At 48.2% G+C, this 24,044-nt stretch carries 17 protein-coding genes; 15 read left to right on the top strand and 2 right to left on the bottom strand.

Going from position 1 to position 24,044, the window contains the following annotated elements; genetic code table 11:
• Positions 1-43: 43 nt before the first annotated feature.
• From LC093_RS17995 to LC093_RS17925, 15 genes are all read left to right on the top strand, one after another.
• Positions 44-604 carry a DUF4136 domain-containing protein gene (locus LC093_RS17995; protein ID WP_226668091.1) on the top strand — a complete coding sequence of 187 codons (561 nt, stop codon included), beginning with the start codon at positions 44-46 and terminating at the stop codon, positions 602-604.
• A gap of 99 nt (positions 605-703) precedes the next feature.
• Entirely contained in the window at positions 704-1,258 is a 555-nt protein-coding gene (locus LC093_RS17990) for a DUF4136 domain-containing protein (RefSeq protein ID WP_226668090.1), read from the top strand.
• Positions 1,259-1,294: 36 nt separating this feature from the next.
• Positions 1,295-1,927 (top strand): NUDIX domain-containing protein, encoded by a 633-nt coding sequence (locus LC093_RS17985; protein ID WP_226668088.1) that lies wholly within the window; start codon positions 1,295-1,297, stop codon positions 1,925-1,927.
• Between the two features lie 144 nt (positions 1,928-2,071).
• Positions 2,072-2,617 (top strand): DUF1249 domain-containing protein, encoded by a 546-nt coding sequence (locus tag LC093_RS17980; protein WP_226668086.1) that lies wholly within the window; start codon positions 2,072-2,074, stop codon positions 2,615-2,617.
• Between the two features lie 40 nt (positions 2,618-2,657).
• The gene (locus LC093_RS17975) at positions 2,658-3,461 is read left to right on the top strand and encodes a metallophosphoesterase (protein WP_226668085.1); all 804 of its coding nucleotides are present in this window, start codon (positions 2,658-2,660) and stop codon (positions 3,459-3,461) included.
• Between the two features lie 215 nt (positions 3,462-3,676).
• Positions 3,677-4,363 (top strand): hypothetical protein, encoded by a 687-nt coding sequence (locus LC093_RS17970; RefSeq protein ID WP_226668082.1) that lies wholly within the window; start codon positions 3,677-3,679, stop codon positions 4,361-4,363.
• A 68-nt stretch (positions 4,364-4,431) separates the two neighbouring features.
• On the top strand, positions 4,432-5,064 hold the full coding sequence (locus LC093_RS17965) for a YqiA/YcfP family alpha/beta fold hydrolase (protein ID WP_226668081.1): 633 nt from the start codon (positions 4,432-4,434) through the stop codon (positions 5,062-5,064).
• 40 nt (positions 5,065-5,104) lie between these two features.
• Complete coding sequence (gene parE, locus LC093_RS17960; protein ID WP_226668079.1) at positions 5,105-6,991, top strand: DNA topoisomerase IV subunit B; 1,887 nt, start codon at positions 5,105-5,107, stop codon at positions 6,989-6,991.
• A gap of 1,719 nt (positions 6,992-8,710) precedes the next feature.
• Positions 8,711-9,127: a hypothetical protein gene (locus tag LC093_RS17955; RefSeq protein ID WP_226668077.1), complete on the top strand. Its 417-nt coding sequence runs from the start codon at positions 8,711-8,713 to the stop codon at positions 9,125-9,127.
• Positions 9,128-9,169: 42 nt separating this feature from the next.
• Positions 9,170-18,715, top strand: coding sequence for a PQQ-binding-like beta-propeller repeat protein (locus tag LC093_RS17950; protein ID WP_226668074.1), 9,546 nt, complete (start codon positions 9,170-9,172; stop codon positions 18,713-18,715).
• Positions 18,712-19,845, top strand: a complete 1,134-nt coding sequence (locus LC093_RS17945; protein ID WP_226668073.1) for a hypothetical protein — start codon at positions 18,712-18,714, stop codon at positions 19,843-19,845. The genes LC093_RS17950 and LC093_RS17945 overlap by 4 nt, the downstream gene beginning before the upstream one ends.
• Entirely contained in the window at positions 19,842-20,831 is a 990-nt protein-coding gene (locus LC093_RS17940) for a hypothetical protein (RefSeq protein WP_226668071.1), read from the top strand. Before LC093_RS17945 ends, LC093_RS17940 begins: the two co-directional genes overlap by 4 nt.
• Positions 20,800-21,732 carry a hypothetical protein gene (locus LC093_RS17935; RefSeq protein ID WP_226668344.1) on the top strand — a complete coding sequence of 311 codons (933 nt, stop codon included), beginning with the start codon at positions 20,800-20,802 and terminating at the stop codon, positions 21,730-21,732. The genes LC093_RS17940 and LC093_RS17935 overlap by 32 nt, the downstream gene beginning before the upstream one ends.
• A 22-nt stretch (positions 21,733-21,754) precedes the next feature.
• Positions 21,755-22,687 (top strand): RHS repeat domain-containing protein, encoded by a 933-nt coding sequence (locus LC093_RS17930; protein WP_226668070.1) that lies wholly within the window; start codon positions 21,755-21,757, stop codon positions 22,685-22,687.
• 5 nt (positions 22,688-22,692) lie between these two features.
• Positions 22,693-23,124, top strand: a complete 432-nt coding sequence (locus tag LC093_RS17925; protein WP_226668068.1) for a hypothetical protein — start codon at positions 22,693-22,695, stop codon at positions 23,122-23,124.
• A 19-nt stretch (positions 23,125-23,143) separates the two neighbouring features.
• Here LC093_RS17925 and LC093_RS17920 read toward each other — a convergent pair whose 3' ends face one another.
• Together LC093_RS17920 and LC093_RS17915 are read right to left on the bottom strand one after the other, a co-directional pair.
• Positions 23,144-23,485, bottom strand: a complete 342-nt coding sequence (locus tag LC093_RS17920) for a DUF6717 family protein (protein WP_226668066.1) — start codon at positions 23,483-23,485, stop codon at positions 23,144-23,146.
• A gap of 136 nt (positions 23,486-23,621) precedes the next feature.
• On the bottom strand, positions 23,622-24,044 hold a 423-nt coding region (locus LC093_RS17915), incomplete at its 5' end, for a DDE-type integrase/transposase/recombinase (protein WP_226668064.1).

Here is a 24,044-nt window from a genome sequence, read left to right as displayed (position 1 = left end):
CCATAGAACACACAAGAATCCAAATGCGGAAAAGGGAGAACGGATGCGTATTCCATTTGCCGGCCTGATGGCCGCACTGCTGGCCCTGGCTGGCCTCGCCGGCTGCTCGTCAGCTCAAGTCGAAAAAATCCAACCGCGCAGCGCGCCTGTCGCCTTTTCTACTTACGCCTGGGGCACCGAAGCACTGAGTGCGACGTCCGAGTCTTCCGCGCAGCTGGTGGAGCTCGATGCGGAGCTGCGTCAGGTGGTCGGAGCATTGATGGCGGCAAGGGGATACCGCCAACTGGACAATCGGGCCAATGCCGATATGGTGGTCGATTATCAGGTTGCGATTATCGAGGAAGAGTTTGCCGGTGATCCCCAAAATGAAAGCTGGGACGCCCAGTTTGACAGCAATGCCCCATCCAATGTGGTGGAGCTGCCGACGCGCACCGGTGCCCCGAGAGTGATTCTTGGGGTAGGAATTGGTCCGGAAAATGGTGCACCCATTTGGGGTGGCAGGGCGACCAAACTGATCACGCGGCCCGAAGACAAAGCCGAGCGGCAGCGTATCCTGGATAGGGCGGTCGCGGAAATCCTCGAAAACCTGCCCCCTGCCCGCTAAGGATTGCGGACAGCGGCAATTACCGCGTAATTTTCCGATCTAACTTCAAGCGTATTCGGCAGGGACGCCGGTACTCTCAATGCATGTATGGGAGAACTTATGGCTTCACTGCTGAGAATCGTCAGTATTGCACTGCTGGGCCTGTGGCTCAGTGGGTGCGCAACACCTAATCCGGTCGCTGTGGATTACGACCCGGGATTCAAATTCGCTAACCTACGAAGCTATTACCTGCTGGATCCGCAGGCCACCGGCACGGTATCCCCATTCGAGATCAAGCGGGCCAGCCAGGCGGTGGACAATCAGCTTCGCGGTCGCTACAGCAAGGCAGAAAGTCCGGAGGCTGCGGATTTTCTGGTGCGGGTACAGTTGCTCAGTACTGACAAAGTGGCGGTCTATGAAGACCCGTTCAGTATCTATGGTGGCTACCGCTACTTCGGTTTTGGCTGGCGTGCACCACTGCGTGTACGGCAGTATCGAGAGTCCAACCTGGTTGTTGATGTTCTGGCCCAGGACAACGCCCCCCTATGGCGCGGTAGCCTGCCTTCGCACGCATCGCGTTACGAAGAACCCGAGTATCAGTTGCAGCAGCTCAATGAAGAGGCGGGGCTGATCATTGGTCGCTTCCCTCCTTACAATGATGTGGGATATGACTAACCGGGTATTGTTCAAAGGATTGCAGTCAGGAACTTTATGAGTAGTAACGAAACGGATTTGAAGCCGCCCTTTACCCGCGGTGCGGTTGATGTGGTGTCACGCAAAGTGGCTTACGACGGCTTCTTCAAAATGCACAAGTTGCGCCTGCGCCACCGTTTGTATCGGGGTGGCTGGAGTGCGGAGATGGAGCGGGAGCTGTTTGTGCGTGGCGATGCGGTGGGGGTCCTGTTGTACGACCCCGAGCGGAAAACCGTCGCCCTCACGGAGCAGTTTCGGATTGGCGCCCTGGATCGGGATTATGGCCCATGGTGCCTGGAGCTGGTGGCCGGGATGGTGGAAAAGGGAGAGTCCCTTGAAGAGGTCGCCCGTCGTGAACTCCAGGAAGAAGCCGGGCTGGAGGTTGCAGAGTTGCACACTATTCGCAGCTACTTGCCGAGCCCGGGCGGCTCAAGCGAGCGCATGCACCTCTTCTGTGCAACAGCTAACCTGAGTGACGTTGGCGGGTACTTTGGGCTGGCGGATGAGCACGAAGATATTCGCTTGTGCGTTTTGCCATTGGATACGGTGCTCGCCGCACTTGATGATGGCTCGGCGGTCATTGATAACGCGGCGACGATAATCGCCCTGCAGTGGCTGCAACTTAACCGTGAAAACCTGCACAGAAGGTAATAGATTTTACCAAATGGCAATTGCCTGCAGATAGTGTCACTGTTAGATGCAAGATGAGCGGCCGGTTATCTGCGATGAATGTGCGCGACCCTGCGGGCAAACTGAGAGATTAATCACGGCGCGAACTCAACAGGAGTGTCGATAATGGCAGTACCGGTAAACACGAACCGGAACGCAGTTTTGCAATCCCCGAAGGGGAGCGCGAGCGCGACTGGCCGGCAGGGTAAACCACGCTATCAGGTGGATCTGCCCAGCTATCATGCCGACTGCGATGCCAACTATCTGCGCCTGTGCAAGCTGATGCCGGAACTGGCCAGCAACCACAGTTGGCGCTACCGGATGCCGGAGTGCACCCTGGAAGTCGCAGTGGTTGATCGCAGCAGGTACACAACAGAAGTCAGTCTGCAGGCATCGGTCGATAAGACCGGTCGCCAGGGCTCTGAGCAATGGCTGACTCCGCCCCCGATTACCGTGCGCCTCTACCACGATGCGCGCATGGCAGAAGTAGTATCGGTGGATGGTCAGGGGCCGGTAGGCGGTGATGGTGTGAACTTCCGTTACCCGAATCCGGCTATGCACAACGAAGACGAGCGTCAGCAGGTCAATCGCTACCTAAGCGAATGGTTGGCGCACTGCCTGGCAAATGGTCGCGCTGAAGCTGAATTTCAATTGGGAGGTCAGCGCTTCTGAGTGCTCCAGGCACACAGGGACGTATCGGCAAGGTGAGATAGTGACTACTGAGGCAATCACATCCAAACACAGACTGATCCAGATTACCGACCCCCATATTGGCGGTCGGCCGGATTACCAGTTGCTGGGTTTGGATACCGGCCACACTTTTGATGAAGTGCTCAACATGGTGGCAGCGGAACCGCGCAACGCCGAGTTGATGGTGGTGACCGGCGATGTGTCTGCTAACGGCTCCGAAGATGCCTATCTCCGCTACCTGCGCAAAATCCAGGCTTTCCCCATCCCCTGGTTCTGGCTTCCAGGAAACCACGACAATCCCGAACGTATGGATCAATTGGCTGCGCGGCGGCGCCCGGAAGTTGCCAGTATTGGCAATTGGCGGTTGCTGCTGCTGGATACCAGTGTGCGCGGGCAGATTTGTGGTGGCTTTGATGAGCGGGAGCTGGAGCGCATCGAGGTATTGCTCGATCAGTATGCGGATCACCCGTTGCTGCTGATGATGCACCACCAGCCTGTGCCCGTGGGTAGCAACTGGATTGATGGGCATATGCTGCGCGAAGGCCGCGAGCGCTTTATCGAACTGGTCAAGGCGAGCAAGCAGGTGCGTGCAATTGCCTGGGGACACGTGCACCAGCAGTTTGATGAGCACTTGGGGGATATCGGCCTGCACGCGACACCATCCACATCCGTGCAATTTACCCCCGGCAGTGGCCCCTTTTCTGTCGACACTGAGATGCCGGGCTATCGCTGGTTTGAACTCAATGACGATGGCAGCTACGAAACCGGTGTGGAGCGTGTACATATTTCCGAGTACAGCGTGGATCTCGCCTCTTCCGGGTACTGACTTTATCAGCTCCTTCGGCCTGGGGTTGGGGATCTTGTCCTGATGCCTTGTCTGACGATAAATTTGCAAGCCCCTCTTTTATTTGTGACCCAGCATCCTAGAATGGTGCCGGAGTCATCCTCGCAATGGCAAGAATCCGCGCACACGCTGGAATATGCTGGAAAAATCCTGGAAAGGTCTTAGAAAGATCCTGGAAAACGGAGCCTGAGGTCACTATGCAACATCGCAAAATCAATAAATTCCTGATGACTCTGCTACTGCCGGCAGCATTGGTTGCAGGCTGTGCGCAGCAGGGAGCAGAGCAGGGTGGCAGTGCATCCGCGCAGACTCCCGCCACGAATGATGGTCTTGTGCCACGCAAAACCGGCCTCGATAGTGTCAGCGCCGCCTATGCCTTTGATATGAGCGGGGCGAAGGTGTATCTGGAGCCCATCAATGTGGAGTACCGCAAGCGCTACCGCAGTGTTGGCTCGCCGCTGCGTGATAAAGACTATGAGCTGGATGATAAAGACATGGTCAAGTTGCAGGAGCTGATGGGCACGACGTTATCGGAACGCTTCCTCACCCCCCGGCACAGTGAACTGGTAGCAAACAAGGCCGACGCCGACTATGTTATGCAGCTGGATCTGAAGCGCTTTGCGCTCGGAGCACCGCTGGATCCTTCTCCGTGGATCTGGCGGGTATACACGGACCAGAGTGCCTACGGCACACTGGCCGGCGAGCTCAAGGACAGCAGTGGCAATCCGATCATGCGCTTCAGTGACCGCCGCGATATCGGTGAAAATTTTGGCAGTCTCGGCACCGTAGGCCGCTACGAACGTTTTACCAGTGTTACTTTTTGGGCCGATATGAAAGTGGACATGCGGCGCGCTTTCACCAGCCTGGACAAGTCACTGCAGTAGCCCGATATCTTGGCCAGATAGCGATGCGGCCGGTACAACCGCCGGCTGCCTCGCTATAATCCCCGCCCATGCCAGACTTAACTTCTTCATCAAATGAACGCCCGCTGCTGATATACCTGCACGGATTCCTGTCGTCCCCGCAGTCCTTCAAGTGCCAGTTGCTGAAAGACTGGTTGCGGGACAATCATCCGGAAATCATCTTCTATGCCCCGCTGGTTTCGCCTTACCCCGGTGAAGCCGCTACGGCGCTGGGTGGTATGCTGGATGAATTCCTGAATACGCATCGGGGACCGATTGGGCTGGTGGGCAGCTCCATGGGCGGATTCTGGTGTACCTGGCTGGCCGAACAGCACCGGTTGCCGGCAGTGCTGGTAAATCCGGCGGTTCGCCCCGCACGCTTTATGCCCAAGTATGTGGGCCAGGATCTGCAGCCCTACAGCGGAGAATCCCAGATCTATCGCCTGCAGGTGAAAGATGTGGATACTATGCGGGCGCTGGAAGGCTCCATTCCCGATGAGCTGCAGGGGCGCTACTGGTTACTGGCGCAGCGGGGCGATGAAACCCTGGACTGCGCCGAGGCTGAAGCGTTTTACGCCGGACAGCGCCAGACCGTTGAGGATGGTGGTGATCACAGTTTCCAGGGATTTGCTCGCTATAGTGCGGCACTGGTAGATTTCCTGTTCCCGAATAACAACATCTAAATAAATTGCAGTAGGCGCCGGTAGCCGGCGAACAGATGCTATGGCCAATTATTCCGCAGAAGATATTGAAGTATTGACGGGCCTCGACCCGGTGCGAAAGCGTCCGGGGATGTACACCGACACCGTCCGCCCGAATCACCTGGCACAGGAAGTGATCGACAACAGTGTCGACGAAGCCCTGGCTGGCCATGCGAAAAAAATTGAAGTGGTACTGCACAAAGATCAATCGCTGACAGTCAGTGATGATGGCCGCGGTATGCCGGTGGACATTCACCCTGAGCAGGGGCGTCCGGGTGTGGAGGTAATCCTGTCCACCCTGCATGCGGGGGGCAAGTTCTCCAATCAGAACTACCAGTTCTCCGGTGGTCTGCATGGCGTGGGTGTTTCTGTGGTGAACGCCTTGTCCAAGGTGCTTGAAGTCACCATCCAACGCGATGCGAAAGTGCATCGCATCGGTTTCCAGGATGGTGAAAAGGCATCTGATCTGGAAGTGATCGGTGAGTGTGGCAAGCGCACGACCGGAACCAGCGTGCGCTTCCTGCCGGACCCAAAGTATTTCGATTCCGCAAAATTCTCCGTACCGCGCCTGCGTCACCTGCTTCGAGCCAAAGCGGTACTGTGCCCGGGGCTGACGGTTACCTTTATTAATGAGCTGGATGGCGAATCCGACCAGTGGTTTTATGAGGACGGTCTGAAGGACTATCTGGCGGCCGCCAATCAGGGCTGGGAAGTTTTACCGGCAGAGCCCTTTGTGGGCAACTTTTCGGCACAGACAGAAGCCGCGGACTGGGCCGTACAATGGTTGCCGGAAGGTGGCGAAGTTACCGCGGAGTCCTACGTAAACCTGATTCCTACCGCGCAGGGTGGTACTCACGTAAATGGCCTGCGTGCAGGTTTGCTCGACGCCATGCGTGAATACTGCGAGATCCGCAACCTGCTGCCGCGCGGCGTGAAACTGGGGCCGGAAGATATCTGGGGTCAGTGTTCCTATGTACTGTCCGCCAAGCTGGCCGACCCGCAATTTTCCGGTCAGACCAAAGAGCGCCTGAGTTCCCGCGAGGCCACGGCATTTATTTCCGGCGTGGCCAAAGATGCATTTGGTTTATGGCTCAACCAGCACACGGAAGAGGGCGACAAGTTGGCCGAGCTGTGCATCAACAATGCACAAAAGCGTTTGCGCTCGGCGAAAAAAGTTGCACGTAAAAAGGTTACTCAGGGACCAGCGCTCCCGGGCAAACTGGCCGACTGTTCAAGTGGTGATGCCAGCCGTTCGGAACTGTTTCTGGTGGAGGGTGACTCCGCCGGTGGATCGGCCAAGCAGGCCCGCGATCGCGAGTTTCAGGCCATCATGCCCCTGCGCGGAAAAATCCTGAATACCTGGGAAGTGGATTCCAATGAAATTCTCGCGAGCCAGGAAGTCCACGATATTGCCGTAGCCATCGGGGTGGATCCCGGTAGCGACAACCTCGAGGGGTTGCGCTACAACAAAATCTGCATTCTCGCGGATGCGGACTCCGATGGCCTGCATATCGCCACACTCTTGTGTGCGCTTTTCCTGCGTCACTTCCGTCCGCTGGTAACCAATGGCCACGTATACGTCGCCATGCCACCGCTGTTCCGTATCGATATTGGCAAGGACGTTTACTACGCACTCGACGACGCGGAACGCCAGGGCATCATGGATCGCATCGCGGCGGAGAAAAAGAAAGGCAAAATCCAGGTGACCCGATTCAAGGGCCTGGGTGAAATGAATCCGCTGCAGTTGCGGGAAACCACCATGGATCCGAATACCCGCCGTCTGGTGCAGCTATATATTGATGCTGGAGATGACAGCAATCAGTTACTGGATATGTTGCTCGCCAAAAAACGCGCTGGCGACCGCAAGCAGTGGCTGGAAAGCAAAGGTAATCTCGCAGAAGTCAGTTAATTTGCCGACTTTAGGAAAAGCTTATAAATTTATAGGACTATCTTATAGGTAATTTTTAGAGAACCCTATAAACTGGCTTATAGTTTGAGCAAGGATGCTCTGGATAGGCCTCCGTGAGGGCGCTCGGCGGCTTCAGCAATCCGATAATGCGGAGTCTAGGATACGCTGGTAATCTACTTACGCCAGTATGCCCGCGGCGGCCATTTCTGTCAGCGTAGCTTTTTCCGCCCCCCCCCCCCCCTCCGAGTTCCAGCTCCCCTAGCTTGTCCGTACGAACGGGAACTGTCGCGATAGCGCTATGGCGAGCCGCATTATCTTTCGCTACCAGGAATAGCATTCCTTCAATATCGACCCAGCTTCCTTGAGTATTAGGGCGCGTTCTTCGCGGGTCATCGAGTGATGGCCCTTGATAGGGGAGGCGTTCATGCCTTTTCACCGTTTTGTAGTGGCACACAAAACTTGCACTACTAGGAATGCTAAAAGGATATGCCTAACACCCTCAATCTCGACTGAGAAGTTTTGAGCATTGAGCTGAGGCTTGTGCTTCACTTGACTACGCTAGGAAACCCGGACAATTGAGTTGAGAACCGAAACTCCTTGTAATCATTCACCCTTAGATTAGTCGCTGATTGAAAGCAAAATTTGGCTAAAGAGGGAACGAATTAGCATTTTATTTATAAGAATTGAAAAATAACGATTTTTGATTTTTGATTTTTGATTTTTGATTTTTGGTCTTTGGATTTTTTGGGGCCAATGGTTGCATATCCTTACCCCGGACTTCTTCTATTTCTCGCTCTGAATCGACCTTTTAAGATGGAGTTGCTCTGCATCCAATCCTGTTGGTCTCCCATCAGCGTCTAGGAAAATTCAAATCTGGCTGTTGATGTGGCTAAGACTCATAGGCCGAGTTTGTGAATCTATGCATCGACATATATTCCCGACAATTCAATGTCTAACCATGATGATCGTGGATAAATGCCTGTCACCATATAGTCAAACACCATCATTCGATGAATCGCAAAGAGTACAACATCCATCGGTATGAGAGCTGTCGGTTTTGCGGAAGCAACATCCGCAGAGACCCGTTTATCCCAACGAGAATGTTGGCGCGTTCAAGTTTGCCTCGATCTTCGGAAAAAGAATACTTTAGTTAGCTACTGAAGCTGGCTTCATTGGTATTCGATATTCCTAATATAGTGAGTTGCTGGCTAAGGAAAAGTCGTCAATGTCTAAATAGCCTAATGAGCATCATCGCTATTTGCGAGCTATCCTTAAAACTCCCTTGCGTGGCGTGATTCCCTTACTTGCGTACTATTGAATAAACAGTAGCGCAGGCGGGCAAATGTCTGTTCGAGCCACTAGCATTGTCCCTTTCAACAAAATGAAGCACGTCCTCGGAATATCTAGAGTGTCGCCCCGCAGTGATCTTGTCCCATTTACTATCAATCGGCCAGGTGCCGAAGCGCTGTAATAGAGTGTATTTCAGTGTAATTGACTTCCGGCTAGATAATTTAGATCGCCGAAGATTTTATCCTATTTTACGCAATTTATTGTGGGAAAAAATTCTAATAAATATCGAATTGGTCACATTATGTCGCTTGCTTGATGATGGTAAAGCGTGAGATTGTCTGCGAATCCTGTTTTCAGGAATCGACACTTTGCCTTGGCGTGAGGCTGTGGGATTTGGATTATCTCTTATAAATAAATTTGGGGGCGGCGGTGATCAGAAATAAATATGTAATTTTTCTCACTTTTTTGTGTGCTGGTCTATGTATAGCATTTTTAATTAATTATCCATTTGCTACAAGCGTGCCACATATGAGCGATGGCCTGAATTCGGCACGAGATTCCCATTCAAATACTGAGCAAGCGACAAGTGAAAAAAACGTGCGGAGTCATAGCCACGATGGGTTGTTAGAAGCTGAAGGTGCTATGGAGCGAAAAGTAAGCATCGCTGTAGATGCCAAGTCGGTAAAAATCAGAAAGCAGACCATAGCGGGTGGCGAAGAGACAGTTGGAATTCGAAAGTCCATCTCGGAAAAGGACACAGGTATAGCGAAAATGGCTGAATTTAAAGTCCAGTCATCTGCAGTGAGGCGCTACAAAGTGGGCTCTACGCAAAGCAGCAATAAGTAATTTATTCATTCAAATCATCGATTTATTTTCTAGGGGTGGAAAATGGGGTTAGTTGCTGGAAGGATATGTTTGGCACTGGGGTTTGTGCTTGCTGCGACTTGGTCATTCGCTGAAGAGATTAGGGATTACTATGCCGAGCCAGGGTTAAACCCATTTAAGGAAGCCATCAACCAGAACTTTCATGAGCACATCGACCCATTTTCAGGAACGCTTCAGCTCAAGTATACAGATATCCAGATACCCGGTAATGGCGGAATGGATATCAATGTCAACCGTGTATATACCAGTCTGCAAACTAATGAGTATCCGATTCGTACAGCCTATGGCGTAGGCTGGGTAATGAACTTTGGCCGTATAGTCGCGCCGAATGGTGATCAGGATAAAATTTGTGCGCAAGGTGTTTGGCAAATCAATACCAGCGACAACCCCTCCTTAGAGTTGCCTGATGGTGGCCGAGAACTGCTAGCGCTTAACTCCATATTGAGCGATGGAAGTTTAATCACAAGAAGCAATTGGCGGGCAGAATGTGTAACTGGTCAGCCGGGTATGGTGGTCAGTGCTCCAAATGGAACCAAGTACACAATGGATCACTTCGACTTCTTCGAGGGTGAGCCAAGTTGGCATACGACACGTATTGAAGATGTAAACGGTAACTGGATCACTATTTCCTACGAAGAGGCAGAGAATGGCGCAAGCTACATAAAAGAGATCTACCGTAGTGAGGAAGGTGAAAATACCCCTGTAGTTGTATTTGGCTACGAGGTAACAGAAGACGGACTTTGGTTGCTGAGTACGATTACTGCTAATGGTCAGGAGTGGAAATATGAATTTGAAGAGATTCCTGGATATATGTTTCCCGCTTACCACCTTAAAAAGGTAATTAGGCCTGACAATAAGTACTGGGAATATTCCTACAATGGAATTGCATCAGATCCAGATCCTAATGACGAGGTCCAGGAAGACGGAGTCGGCAGCCACTCTTTACAGTTAGTAAAATATCCAGATGGCGCAGAAATAGAGTACACATACCAGTTTGTTCAGTTTGATAAAGGTAGCGGCTTAAGAACAACAGCAATAGATTCAAAATATCTTTCAGGACAAAATATTGTCAGTGGAGAGTGGACTTACCAATTTGAGCCCCATAGTGTCCCGATTGATGGGGAGTCGCTTAGATACGACAAAACCATAGTAACAGGACCCGACGCAGTAACTGAGTATTACCATTTTGGGAAAGATTTTCGTCAAGTATCTTTCGAAGAGTATGAATTTATTCGACCTTACGCAGTAGGACTATTAGTTAAAGAATTTAAATATAGTAAGCAGGGAAAGCTACTTTTCTCAAGGCTACAGAATTGGGCAGATAGAAAAATATCCAATGAAAATATGTGGCATGGAAGTGGCTATCGAACTTGGTGGATTGATTTTGGTACTTATGCCCCCGTACTGGTTGAAGAGAGCTATGGATACGATAGTGAAGCTACTACTGAGCCTGGAGAAATTAAAGTATCTCGAAATGTTTCGTACTTTGAGCACGATGCATACGGAAATCCAGAAAGAATTCAGGAGTTTAATAACTTCGCAGAAAACGACGATATAAAGACTACTTTCTACGAATATGAATACGATACAGCCAAGTGGATCCTAGGGAACGTTACTAGAGAAGAATCCCTAATGGATGGAGACACGTCACTGATTACTAAAATCTACAATGATCTCGGACAGCTGGAAAAGCAGACAGTAAACGGAGTTGCAACTGACTATTTGTATACTGAGAATGGTGATGTAGAAAGTATAATCGATGCAAATGGTAATAAAATTTCTTACTCTAATTATAAGCGTGGGATTGCACAAGAAGAAAATCATCCAGAAGATACTTCCATTAGCAGAGTAGTCAATTCAACCGGTACACTTGAATCTGTAACTGATGCCAGAGGAAAAACAACTAGTTTTTCCTACGATGATATGAACCGGTTAACGGGGATCAATTTCCCAATTAACGCTTCCGTTTCAATTTCTTATAGTAACAATAAGCGGACATTGACGAGAGGCGGATTCCAGCAAATTGATGAGTTTGACAGTCTCGGTAGAAAGTTGAAAACAGTCCGAAACGATACGTCTACGGGAGAGTCGATCACTCAGAGATTTGAACTGGATTCCTTGGGGCGAGTCACATATGAATCATATCCGTATAGTGATAGTGAAGTAGGTGGAGTCAATTATAAATTTGATGCCTTGGGAAGAGTGACCGAACAAAAATTTCCTGGCGGTGTTTTTGTATCAAATATTTATGATGATGAAACAACGGAAGTTGTAGATGAACGTGGTAATACGACCACCTATCACTATCGAAACATAGGTCTTGGCAGTTCAGCCATTTATGCTATCGAGCAGCCGGAGTCAATAACTACTGTATTCAAACGAAACCTGCTCGATCAACCATATGAAATACATCAGTATGGTGTTAATGGTGGGATGAAGCGAGAGTATGAATACAATCGCAAGTATTTCCTTGAGTCTAAGATTGAGCCAGAAATAGGAACGACGAGCTATACATATGACCTCGTTGGAAACTTAAAGTCTTCATCGATTGACGGGCAGAAAGCATCACAGTTCGTTTATGACAACCTTTATCGTCTAGATTTTGTTGACTACCCGGAAGGTACTTTCGATGTCGATCTTTCTTACGATGAAAATGGCAATGTGACAGATGTTGTAACTGGCGATTCAGCCTGGAGTTATATTTACGATGATAATGGAAACCTAACGGACGAAGTGCTTACGATAAGTTCGAATATTTCCCGTAACTATAGTTTTCATTACGACTACAATGATTTAGATTTTCTATCCGGTATAAACTATCCGAACTCTCTTTATCTTGATTACGCCCCCAATAACCTGGGGCGTCCTACCAAAGCTGGAAGTTTTGCAAATAGTGTTACTTACCATCCGTCAGGACAAGTTGAGTCGCTAGTGTATGGAAATGGAAAGCTCGCAGAGTTTGCTGTAAATGAACGATTGTTTCCTGAATCTATATCCATAGATGGCCTGGTCAATCTGACCTATAGCTACGATAGCGCTGGAAATGTTACTTCGATAGTCGACGCCATAAACTCATCAAACACTGTCACTATGAATCAGGCGGAAAGCTATGACAGTGTTAACAGGCTTCGGCAGGTGTCTGGCCCCTGGGGGTTATCAAATTATAGTTACACCACATTTGGTGATATATCTTCGAAAACCATTGATGGCGTAAATTCAAACTATGTGTACGATAATGGTTTATTGAAAAAGTTAAAGAATAGTGAAACTCTAAAGCTAATGGAGTTTGATTCATTCGGAAATTTGACAAAGAAAGCCAAGTACGGACTTGATCCGAGTGGATACGTAAGCAGCAATTCGGAAAAGTTGTTTCGGTATGATCATGCCTCCAGGTTAATTGGGGCAGAGGCAGAAGGATCACACAAGCAATATTTCTACGATGGTAATGGCCATCGCTACTTGGAAAATCTGAAAGGAAGTTATCAGAATAACTTTAGCGTATATACCAATGCTGGAGCGCTCCTCTTCGAAGAGGAATACGACAAGTGCTCTACTACGAACTATATCCGTATGGGAAATCTATTGGTGGCCCAATCAGTAGATGAAGCAATCCTGCCGAGTCTTGACACCGATGCTGATAACATCTCGGACTGCTTGGAAACACAGCTTGGTTTAGATCCGAACGATCCGCAAGATGCGGCTTTGGATACAGATGGTGATGGATTAACCAATGCTGAAGAGGTAAGTCTTGGAACAATTATATCCTTGATTGATAGTGATGGAGACGGCGTTTCCGATGGAGATGAGCATGGTACACACGGAACTGACCCCCTCGTCGCAGATTCAGATAATGACGGCCTGAATGACGGAGAAGAAATCTCTGAGGGTCTTAACATACTTATATCTGATACAGATCACGACGGCATCAACGATGGAGATGAAATAGAGTTTGGTCTTGATGCGCTAAATCCTGCTGATGGAGTTCTCGATCTAGATGGAGATGGGTTTAGTAATAGGCAAGAAAGTGCAACTAAGTCTGATCTATCCTCAGGAGTTGGCAAGCCCATATCCGGTGATTTAGCTTGGTATACAGATACATCTGGCACTATCGACAAGGCGCTTAGTATCGATTCAACTGGGAATCTATATGTTGGAGCGCGAAATGGTTATCTGTATTCATACTATCCGGACGGCAGTCTGAAATGGAAGTTTCAAACCGGGGATGAGGTACTTTCCACTCCAGCAATTGGCGTTGACGGCACTATTTATGTAGGTTCTGACGATAATAAGCTATATGCCGTAAATCCAGATGGCACTGAAAAATGGCATTTCCAAACTTATGGGGATATACAGACTTCACCGAGTATCGCGGCTGACGGAACTATTTATGTAGCATCCTACGATCGAAAATTATACGCATTGAATGAAGACGGAAGTCTTCGCTGGAGCTATACCGCGAGTAATGGGGACGGATTTCTTTCATCTCCAGCAATAGGTTCCGATGGGACTGTCTATGTGGGAACAAGGGAGTACTATCAGTCATATCTGATCGCATTTTCACCAGATGGTTCCGTGAAATGGCGTTACCAAACTGAGAATAGTGTCAATTCATCTCCTGCTCTTGGGCAAAACGGGGATGTCTATTTTTATGATGATGATGGATTTATTTACTCTCTAACCAAGGCAGGGGAACTAAAGTGGAAGTATTACACCGGATTTGAGACAACCACTTCTTGGTGGTGGTCTCCAGTGGTAGGCTCAAATGACACTATTTACACCGGAACCGCAAAGGGCGAATTAATTGCCCTCGATAAGGCCGGGCAATTACTATGGATATTTGATCCCCTCGGTACGCCGTTCACTCCCGTTATTGCATCTGACAACTCTGTTTATTTTGGTACAGGAAATGGTCATCTTTACGCGTTGAATGGGGATGGCAGTCTAAAGTGGCGTTATGAAGATGGTTATATTCTTCTTAGCCCCCCTTCAATAGATGTTGACGGAACTCTGTATATTGGTGATAGAAACGGCCGCATACTCTCGTTTGTAGAAGATAATGGTGGCTTAGCGGCATCGACTTGGCCAAAGTTTGCAAAAGATAGATATGGGTCGGGTAATGTGTGCCGAGACGGAAACATTCACCATGATCCAGTTGCAGATAGTGACGCCGACGGAATTCCAGACTGTGCAGAATTTATATTTGGACTAGATAATAATGATGGAGCAGATGCCGCGCAGGACTCAGATGGCGACACCCTTTCGAATCTTGATGAGTATCTATCTGGGACTTCCCCAGTCCATATCGATACTGACGGTGATGGAATTGCTGACAACGATGAAGAAACTTTTTCTTCAAAAACCACACTGCCTGATTCAGATGGAGATGGAATTTTAGATGGAGACGAAGACTACGATTTTGACGGCGTAAGTAACGCAGCGGAAGTCGCAGAGGGATCTGATCCCTACAAAAGTGAAATAGTGCTTTTGCCGGGTGTAAACCTGATCCATTACCCCTTCACTATCCCGGATGGACTTTCAGCCTTCGGTCTACTCGATCAGTTAGGTGGCGATGGCGTCGTACTGAAGATCGAACGATATGAACCTTCCAGTAGCACTATCATTTCCGCAGAATATGTAGATGGAATACCCCAGGGAGAAGACTTCTCGATTCAATCAGGACACGGCTACGTGGTTCATATGGAGAACCCCAGTAGTTATATTGCTGATGGAGATATTATTTGCCCAGATTCAAGTCTTGAGCCGGGAATTAATTTAATCGGATTCTCATGTATCTCGGGTGGTTTCAGTGCATTTGATCTGCTAGTACACCTCGGAGGTGAAGGCGTTGTCAGCAGTGTTCAACGATACAATCAGTCCAAAGGTAGATATGAATCTGCTACTTGGGAAAGTGGGCAGCCGATAGGGGTAGATTTCCCGCTGAGTAACAACAAGGCCGTTATTGTCCATGCAATACAGGATGTAGCCGTAGTTGAATCGCCAACGGATTATACTGGTCACTTAGTCACTTCCCACTCGAATGGAGAGGTCGCGGAGGGAGACCCAGTCAGAATCGAAGGAGACCTTAAAGCACTTGTTACAATTAGTGGGTCAGTCGAGCAGGATGCAGTAAGTGTAATTGTTAATGGGGTTGAAGCTATTGTTGTAAACGGGAACTTTGCTGCCGACATTCCGTTGTCAAGTGGAATGCAAAGCGTCGAAGTAATCGTAACCAATAGAGACAACCTCACTACGAGATCAGAAATAACTCTAGACGTTCAGTCTCCGTTAACAATTAATGTCACTTCACATTTTGACGGTCAGACCACGAGCCAAAGTAATCCAATTATTTTCGGTAGCCGGCATCCAACAGTTGATAAGGTGCTGGTTAATGGAGATCCAGCCACTCTTGAGAGTGGGTCATTTCGCTTCGGCTTCTACTGCTACTCGAAGTATGGGGTGCAAGACCCGCACTGTGATTCAAAAGATTACAAGGAAAGACTTGACCTTGGCGTTGGTCAGCATACTCTAACAATAGAAGCCTTTAGCGGAGAGGATTTACTGGATACGCAAGTGATCCACTTGAATGTCGAACGTTTAGTGATTTCAGGGGTTAACCCAGGAGTTGTCTCTCAGTCTCTCGAAAATATTACTTTTCCCTCATCTAAAATTATCGAGGTGTCTTCGTATCAAATCAGCTATACAGATATATCAACTTATCAGCTGGAAAGTAGAACTATCGCCACGAATACCATGCCCGCCATTTCAGGTAATAACCTTCAAACATCTGTAGACTTTGAAGTCGTGAACGCCATGTCCGGGAGGTATGATAGAACAGTCGACTTAAGGTTTTACGATATAAATGGTCTAGAGCTATATACGGTTGACGTGCTCGTAACATATGAGGTTCCGGTATCTAACGCACCTCCCGAGTTCACTATTGATTCGCCTTTTGAAGGGGAGGATATCTACTACTCAACTGGGCTAGTTTCCGGACATTATTCGCATTCGGTAAGTGAAATTAAAATCAACGGAGAGTCTCCCAAATTCTTTGAAAATGGCATTTTCTCACATAGCGTTGATTTAACATCCGGAAACATTCGGGTAGAAGCTGTAGGTGAAAATCCAGATTTGACTACTCTTAAAGGGGTGAACTTCAACACTCATGTTTATGAGGTCACGCTTGCGCCAGGTGAAATTTTCTCCAATGAGACTGTAGAAACGATAAATTTCCCATCAGAAAAATCTGTTGGGTATATAACTGCCTACGACATTAAGTACAGGAATGCTCCAAATTTCGTGCAGCAGCACAATCAAAGTATGAGTCTGGGGACGGAATCTACAACTCCGTATAAGACTTTAAGACATAGATTTGGAATTCAACTGAGCGAATCTCAATATAATCAACCCACATCTGGAGTTTATGACTTCTATATTGATTGGGCGCCCGGAATTATGGGTGGCTTCTCTCCATATATGCACATTCCGATCAGGCTGACCGTTTTGGAAAGCCGTGATCCACCACATATAGAACTGTATTCACATCTGGACGGCGAGACAATGCCGAGCTCTACGGTGGGTATAGCTGTTCGAGTGAGTAATGATTCAGCAGCAGAAGTTACTATCAATGGTGTACAAGCCGTTGCTGAAGAGATACGAAATATTCCATACACAGATCACACGTATTCGGCGATTGTTGAATTAAGCGAGGGCTCAAACTCGATTATTGTTGAAGCTGTAGGTTTGAACGGGTTGTCATCCAGTGAGACATTCACATTGAATGTCAGTTCGCAGCCAGTTCCCGAGGTAAATGTCACCTCTCATTCAGAGGGCGAAGTAATTGCTTCGGATCCTGTTGATGTGATTGTGCAATCGCAGGAAGCCATTCCTGGCCTGACGATGTACCTGAATGGTATCAAGCAATCTTCACCTGATGTAAATGGAACCACTTACAGTTGGAGTAATCCTCTCCTTCAAGAGGGCAATAATCTAATAGAGCTATATGTTCCTGGTTACATGGAGCCAGTATCAACTAGGACCATAGTGCTGATGCCTCCACCTGCTCCCATTGTGATAGTGTCTTCACACAGTGAGGGCGAGGTTGTAACGGATAGTCCAATAGTGCTGATTGGTTCTGTAGCTAACCCTGTAGAGTCGTTAAGCATAAATGGATTTGACGTTGAGCTAGACGGAGGCAACTACACATTTGAGCATCTCGATCTTTTTGATGGTAGTAATGCGATCGAAATCGTAGCCAAAGGACCTGGCAGTCACGGAAAAGTTACTAATCATACGTTGAACCTGGTCTATCAGAGCAGTGAACCACCTCGAGAAGTATCAGTAGCACAATCTGGAAAAGCATATTTCCGTCACGAGTTCACTGTTAGCTCTAGTCTCTATTCCAGCGTATGGTCAGTAAATTATTCATATGGAAGTGGAGCCCCTGCAGGTTTAAGTGCCGACTGGGTAGGTATTGAGAAATTATCAAATAACAGAATCGTAGCGACTCTGGAGATGGATCTCGCTTATTCAGCGGATGCAGGATCGTATAGCTTTCCGATAAATATGGAATTTATGGATGCAGATTCGAATGCTAAATTCAATGAAGTTGTGAACGTAAATCTTGTCGTTACAAATGAGAATTTTACTATTCCCGGGTCTTCGATCTTGAGAGGCGAGACTTTCACTCTCGACTCTCCGACATTTGATAGCGTAAGTAGCGTTCAGCTAACTCCAACCTCATCGCTCCCAACGGGAATATATATTTCTCACTATTCGTCAAGTAAGGATATAGCTTCGTTAAACTGGAAGGTGGATCTAGAAATTCAAGTTGATACAAATGCCAATTTGGGAAGTTATACAGTACCAGTGACGTTTGATTTTCTTGATGCTGATTCTGGCGTGATACATAGCATCACACGTGATATCTATATAGAGGTGGTGCTTTCAGACCCAGGTCCACCTACCGTAGAGATCGAGTCGCATAACAACGGGGAAGCAGTAACTACTCCGATGGTGACGATATCGGGCACTGTCGCTGATGCTAGTGCAATGGTGACTGTCAATGGTCAGCCTGCAACAGTAGTCGCTTCTTCAGGCAACGAAGGCATCTTCAGTGCAGATATATCGCTTTCAGAAGGTGGGAACCTAATCTCGGTTGTAGCGACAGCGGCAGGTCAGTTGACTTCGACGGATGAGATCACTCTCAACCTCAGTTCGCAATCATCTGGCGGGGATCTAGTTGTGCCGCCAGGAGAGACTGTTAGAACATCCGAAGCATTCGTGATGAGTCAGAGTAATTTCTACTCGGTCGCGGGGCTAGGATTGAACTATTCAGGGAGTGCTCAGGCGATTAATAACTTGACGCTATCTAACCTCAGTTTAACGCCGGTGGTCAGTGAGTTGACGTGGATACTGGAATTTGATGTCTCAGTAAACTCGTCAGCAAGTGCCGGTGTTTATGACCTTTCAATAACATATACCTTTAAGGATTCAAGTCAGGCTGTCTTGGTTGAGGAAACCAGAGATCTTAGCGTGGAGGTCACGGAATGATGAATAGAGCCTATTGGAAGTGGGGAGAGGTCAATCGAACGCTTTATATGATTATTACTCTTTTGGTTATGCCTGCGGAGTGTTTTTCAGCAACCACTAGAATCTCAGACGTGATTGTTACGGATGTTTCAGACCGGTCGATGTCGCTGATTTTTACGATTTCTGAGCCCGCGACTCCAGGACTGAAGATTTTCACCGACGAAGGAGCGAGCATTCCCGTACCTAGCGTAGAAATGGATGTCTATCCTGTACATACAGGTGACCCAAGTATTAGCGGGCAGTTTCGAAAGCATTCCCAAGCGAGCATAGTAAATTCCGCCAAAGGTCGGGGAATCGTGAAAATTTCCGCATCTGGGCTCGAACCAGAAACGACCTACTATTTAAGGCCGCAAGCCATCGCTCAGAATTCTGGAGAAGTCACTGTATGTCCAGACGCGGGTAGCGAACTATGTGATGACGTTGATCCAGAATCGCTCGCTGTTACCACGAATAAAGGTGGTCTCCATACTTTTCTAAATGGTAGTAGTAATCCGCAGTTGTACATCAATGATCAATTAGTGATCGACACAGAAACGGGTATCGAGGGCGACCTTGTGATTGTTGCTGTCGAGGGTTCGCAGCACCCGGTCAGTGCTTTTGTTGGTGATGGTGTGGCGGCGCCGAAAGCGATCATTGACTTAAACAACCTCTACTCTGATATGGGAGGAAGTCTGCTAAGAGTTCAAGGTTCTTCATACGTGGCTGAAAGAGGGAATTTTGGTGAATCGAGCCTAGTGCGCCTTTATCGTGGGACTCTCGGTAAAAGAACGTCCTATAAAGGAATTGGAGCTGTGAGCGGAAGCGGTGAGGTCATCGCGATGGACGATTTTTCTTTGGGAGACTGCAATCTCAGTGGCTCGATTACAAGCTATGACCAGCTGCTTCTAAATTGGGTGATAAATAATAATCCAGAGCCGGAATTCCAGCGACAGATCGCGTTTCATCCACCACTTTGCAATTTGTTTAAAGAACAGGGACTGAATAGCTTATCAATGACGCCGGAAATCAATCAGGAAGACCTTATTCGGCTAAAGCAGTACTTGATTGGCAGTTTATCTGTCAGTGACATACCGGAGGAACCCAACCAATGAACACCTTTAAAAGGACAAAGCTGTTGGGAATCTGCTTGGCAGTGTCTTCTAGTATGACTGCTATGGCGCAGCAATCGCCATTTACCGGCACCGCCTTCGTCAATTTCGGGTCCGGATTGCAAGGGGAGTCTCAATCACTGATTTCGGTACCTGTTCGGGTAGATCTAACTGGTGTTACCTATACCGATAAGGATGCCAACGTAGTACCGGCCGCAATTGGAGCTGTACGTGTTGAGATAACGTACGACCACACCATGGTATCTCCTATAGTGGAAAACGGCTTCATACCTGGAGGAAGTTCAGGAGAGTTCAGTGATCTCCAGGCGACTTATATCGATACCACGGGAACACAAAGAAAGCTGGTAATTTCGGCAACACAGACCGCAGAAGATTCCCCAACCGGACTGGTACATTTTGCGAGCATTCCCTTCATGCTGTTAGCCGAATCGGGAGATACCACTTTGAACTTGGCTGCTTTAGATGTGCTTAGTCCACTAGCGGCGTTATCAGATGGGATTATCGGGGGCGAAGTGATACCTCATACAGTTACAGATGGAATCATTACCATTTCTGCTCCAACGCAGGGCGCGTCCATGTCTTCGAAAATACAATTGGTTGGTTCAGATGACTCCGATGGTGACGGTATGTCGGATACATATGAACTCGCTTACAAGCTCAATCCATACAGTGATGCGGATGCATCACTAGATAGTGACAGCGATGGGCTCAGTAACCTAGAAGAGTCAACTAGGGGCACTGACCCACACTACCTGCGTGGTGATATGAATAACGATGGCGTCGTCGATTTGGTGGACGTTGTTATCGTCAAGCGAATCGTAGTGGGGCTTGAGCAAGCTTCCCCCGAACAGCTGGAGCCTGGACATGGCGATATCAACGTCAATGGGATCATTGATTTGGGTGACGCGGTGGTTATCGAGCGACTGGCAATGGGCCATGAAGAGAATAAGCAAGAAAGTGGGGAATAAGGAAATGAAAACTCTATTTGCGAAAGTTTTAGCTTTAGCTGTCCTAGCCTCTATGCTTGGTGCATGTAAGGAAGAGGCGCTCACTGCTACCGCACGAACTGGCGATACGGTGATCGTATCGTTAAGTACTGATGACTTGGACGAGGGAATGGGATTGTCTAGTACTGCGATTGTCCGCAGCGCATACCTGAGCTCGCATATTACAGATCAGTCGGGAGAGCAGTATGCAACCCGTGTGCGGCATGTGTTCAAGGTTTATGCTGACCCGACTAGTAAAGTGAACAGCGCAGCATCCTCAGCATTGTGGATGGCTGCAATCGATCTCGTCGACCCTATCTCATCGGAGCTGCCGGCACTTAGCAGTGGTGTTGCCACCTTGACATTGAGTGCCCCTGGATACTTCGAGTCTGACAAAGTTGTGAATCTTGAAATAGTTCCGGGTTTGGGGGCGCCGAAGGATTTAAGCGAGCTCAGCTTTGCGCCGGATGTTATCGAGCCCGCGCCACAGGCGCTGGCGCGTGTAACTGGACAATTAGCGGAACACAGGCTCGGAGCAGTAGAACACTTATTCGTTATCCCGCACAGCAAGGGCGTGGACCCCACTACTGGCGAAGAGATTGCTGCGGCCTTAGTAAGAAAGCTACCTGGTACAGCGAATGTGAGCTTCAATGTGCAGCAGGCTACCACAGAGTTCGGCACCAGCGAAGTTCGGGTATTCCTAACCGCAATACAAGGGCTAACCCAAGAGCAGTTATCAGAGCTGGATATTGCTCTGATCTCGGAACTCTCTGAAGTCAATGCAAGACCCGATTACTGGATTCAGCATCACAGGAGTAGTAAGTACTACGATATCAGCGGTAATCAACTCTCTTTGACTACTGAAATCTCGATGATCCGGTAAGCAAGTAATTGGGTTTTAAAAAATGATGAATCTAACGAGAGTCATACTTTCCACTCTTCTTGTGCTCACCTATTCGACGGTGTCGCTGGCCGAGGTCACAGTAACCTACCTACACACAGACGCATTGGGGTCAGTGGTGGCAGCGTCCGATGAGAACGGGGATCTACAGTGGAGGAAAAGCTACCTGCCCTATGGTAGGAAGCATGTTGACGGACAGTCTAAAAGTCCGGCAGTAGGTTTTACGGGACACACTCAAGACAATAAAACTGGCCTGACCTATATGAAGGCCCGGTCCTATGATCCAGATCTTGGACGATTTATACAGATGGACCCGGCCGCGGCGTTGGATCATACGGAAAGCAATCCAATGATGTTCAATCGGTTTGCTTACGCTAATGACAACCCGTATAAGTATATAGATCCAGACGGACGAGACCCTTGGTTGGTCTTGGGCGCTCAGGAAATGGCCGTAATTACCGGAGAGGCAATGGGAGTCGATCCGTATAGCAGGTCTGGTGCCGAAGCTATAGGGCAGCAATGGCAGCAGGAGGCGATAGTCCAAGCGGAGGTTATGGCCGCAATGGCAACTGCTGGCGAAGGCGCTGTGCTATTGTCTGGAGTTAAGCAGAAAACTAAAAATATATTTACAAAGGGAGCAGCAGATGCAGCCAAACGACTTGGGGTTGATTTAGATAAAATCTCAGTTACGAATGGCGTAGGCCGCGCAAAAATTGATTTATCTTCGAGTTTAGATCCAGGCGATATTAATAAGATTAAAGATGTATTTAAAGGGCGTGGAGCAAGTAAAGCGGAGATAGATACAGGGTTTATTGCGAACGAAAAACTAGATGCCTTTTTACGTCGACGAGTTCAAGATGGTAAGCCTTTTAATGGGGGTACTGTCAGAAACAGCACCTCTAAAGACTCTGATTTTACAATAGACTTTGATTTGTGATTAGTATGATGAATAAAGATGATTGGTACACTGATCGAATATTGTGGCGAGCAAACCAACACAATCTTTTTGATAAGTCATGTATCAAATATTCCGAACTGGATAATAGCCGCGTAGCGGCTATTGAAGAGGCTGTTCCTGGAATAGAAAAACCTGTTCTGGTTTTCTGGGATAGTGAAAAAAAATGGACGGTTTTATGTGCTTTGCATATTTACTCTTTCTTTGAAGGCCAGTTAGTATCCTCAGCCTTAGATGAAATTGATAAATCTGTTAGTGTGGTTTCAACTGATGGGCTTTCTGAAGATATTAAAAAGAGCGCAACTATCCTTTGTTTGGATAAAGTGAATAAATCTATTTGGGCTCCAGCAGGTTCGGAGTTATTTGCCCTTATGGGTATTCTTAAAATGTTCCCATTAAGGTTAAAAGATACAGCATAGCCAAGAGAGTGAGAGCAAATTATTTGCTCTCAGCTTTTACAAAAATATTTAGTGGCGCTTTATCAAAGTATTTAAATAAGGCTGGGCATAGCCAGCCTTCTTCTTCTCCGTCGATAGTGTACCAATTACCTTCGCATTCTTCCCGAACCCAACTGAGTTTACGTTTGTGGCCAGGGAAAGCCTTCTTTGAAAAAATTAGTTTAAATCCTTTTGGCGCCTCGGGTATGTTAGAGACTAAATCGTCTATCATCTCGGGTACGCCGAAGACAAAGGGTTCTTTAACTAAATCAACGTCGGGATCATCAAAAACCCAAGTTCCTTCATATTGGTAAGGGAAAATTACCATTAATGCGTTGTCCATTTTTTACCTCGTCATCTTGTGCTTGGATGTACCTCAGTCGTAACCGTCCGGTAAACCCGTCTTCCCAACTAAAATCTGCGCTGTAATTTAGGTGTCCACCTATCAACAAGTGGACACCTAATATGAGTTGTAGTGGTCAACTCTTTTTGGCCACCGAACTCTGAGCATTCCAATTTTTCTCTTCCGCCGCATTTGGGGGCATCCCATCATTTTTCTGATGGGGTCGTATTTGGCTGTAGTAGCCAATGATGTAACTCGTGATTCCTTGTTTAGCCGCAGGGAAGGAGTTGTAGCCGGTTTCCGGCACCCACTCTGTCTTGAGGCTCCGGAAGAAGCGCTCTGTCGGTGCGTTGTCCCAGCAGTTTCCGCGGCGGCTCAAGCTCTGTGTCATTCTGTGGCGCCACAGTAGCTGTCGGAATGCGAGACTTGTGTACTGGCACCCCTGGTCCGAGTGGAACATGATGCCTTCCGGTTGCCCTCGTGATTCGTAGGCTATCGTAAGCGCCTTTTTAACTAGGGCGGTATCGGGCGATAACGAGAGCGCCCAGCCAACTGGCTT

The sequence above is a fragment of the Microbulbifer aggregans genome, assembly GCF_020524005.1.
GTDB classification, from domain to species: domain Bacteria; phylum Pseudomonadota; class Gammaproteobacteria; order Pseudomonadales; family Cellvibrionaceae; genus Microbulbifer; species Microbulbifer aggregans_A.
This window is presented reverse-complemented; position numbering and strand designations above follow the sequence as displayed.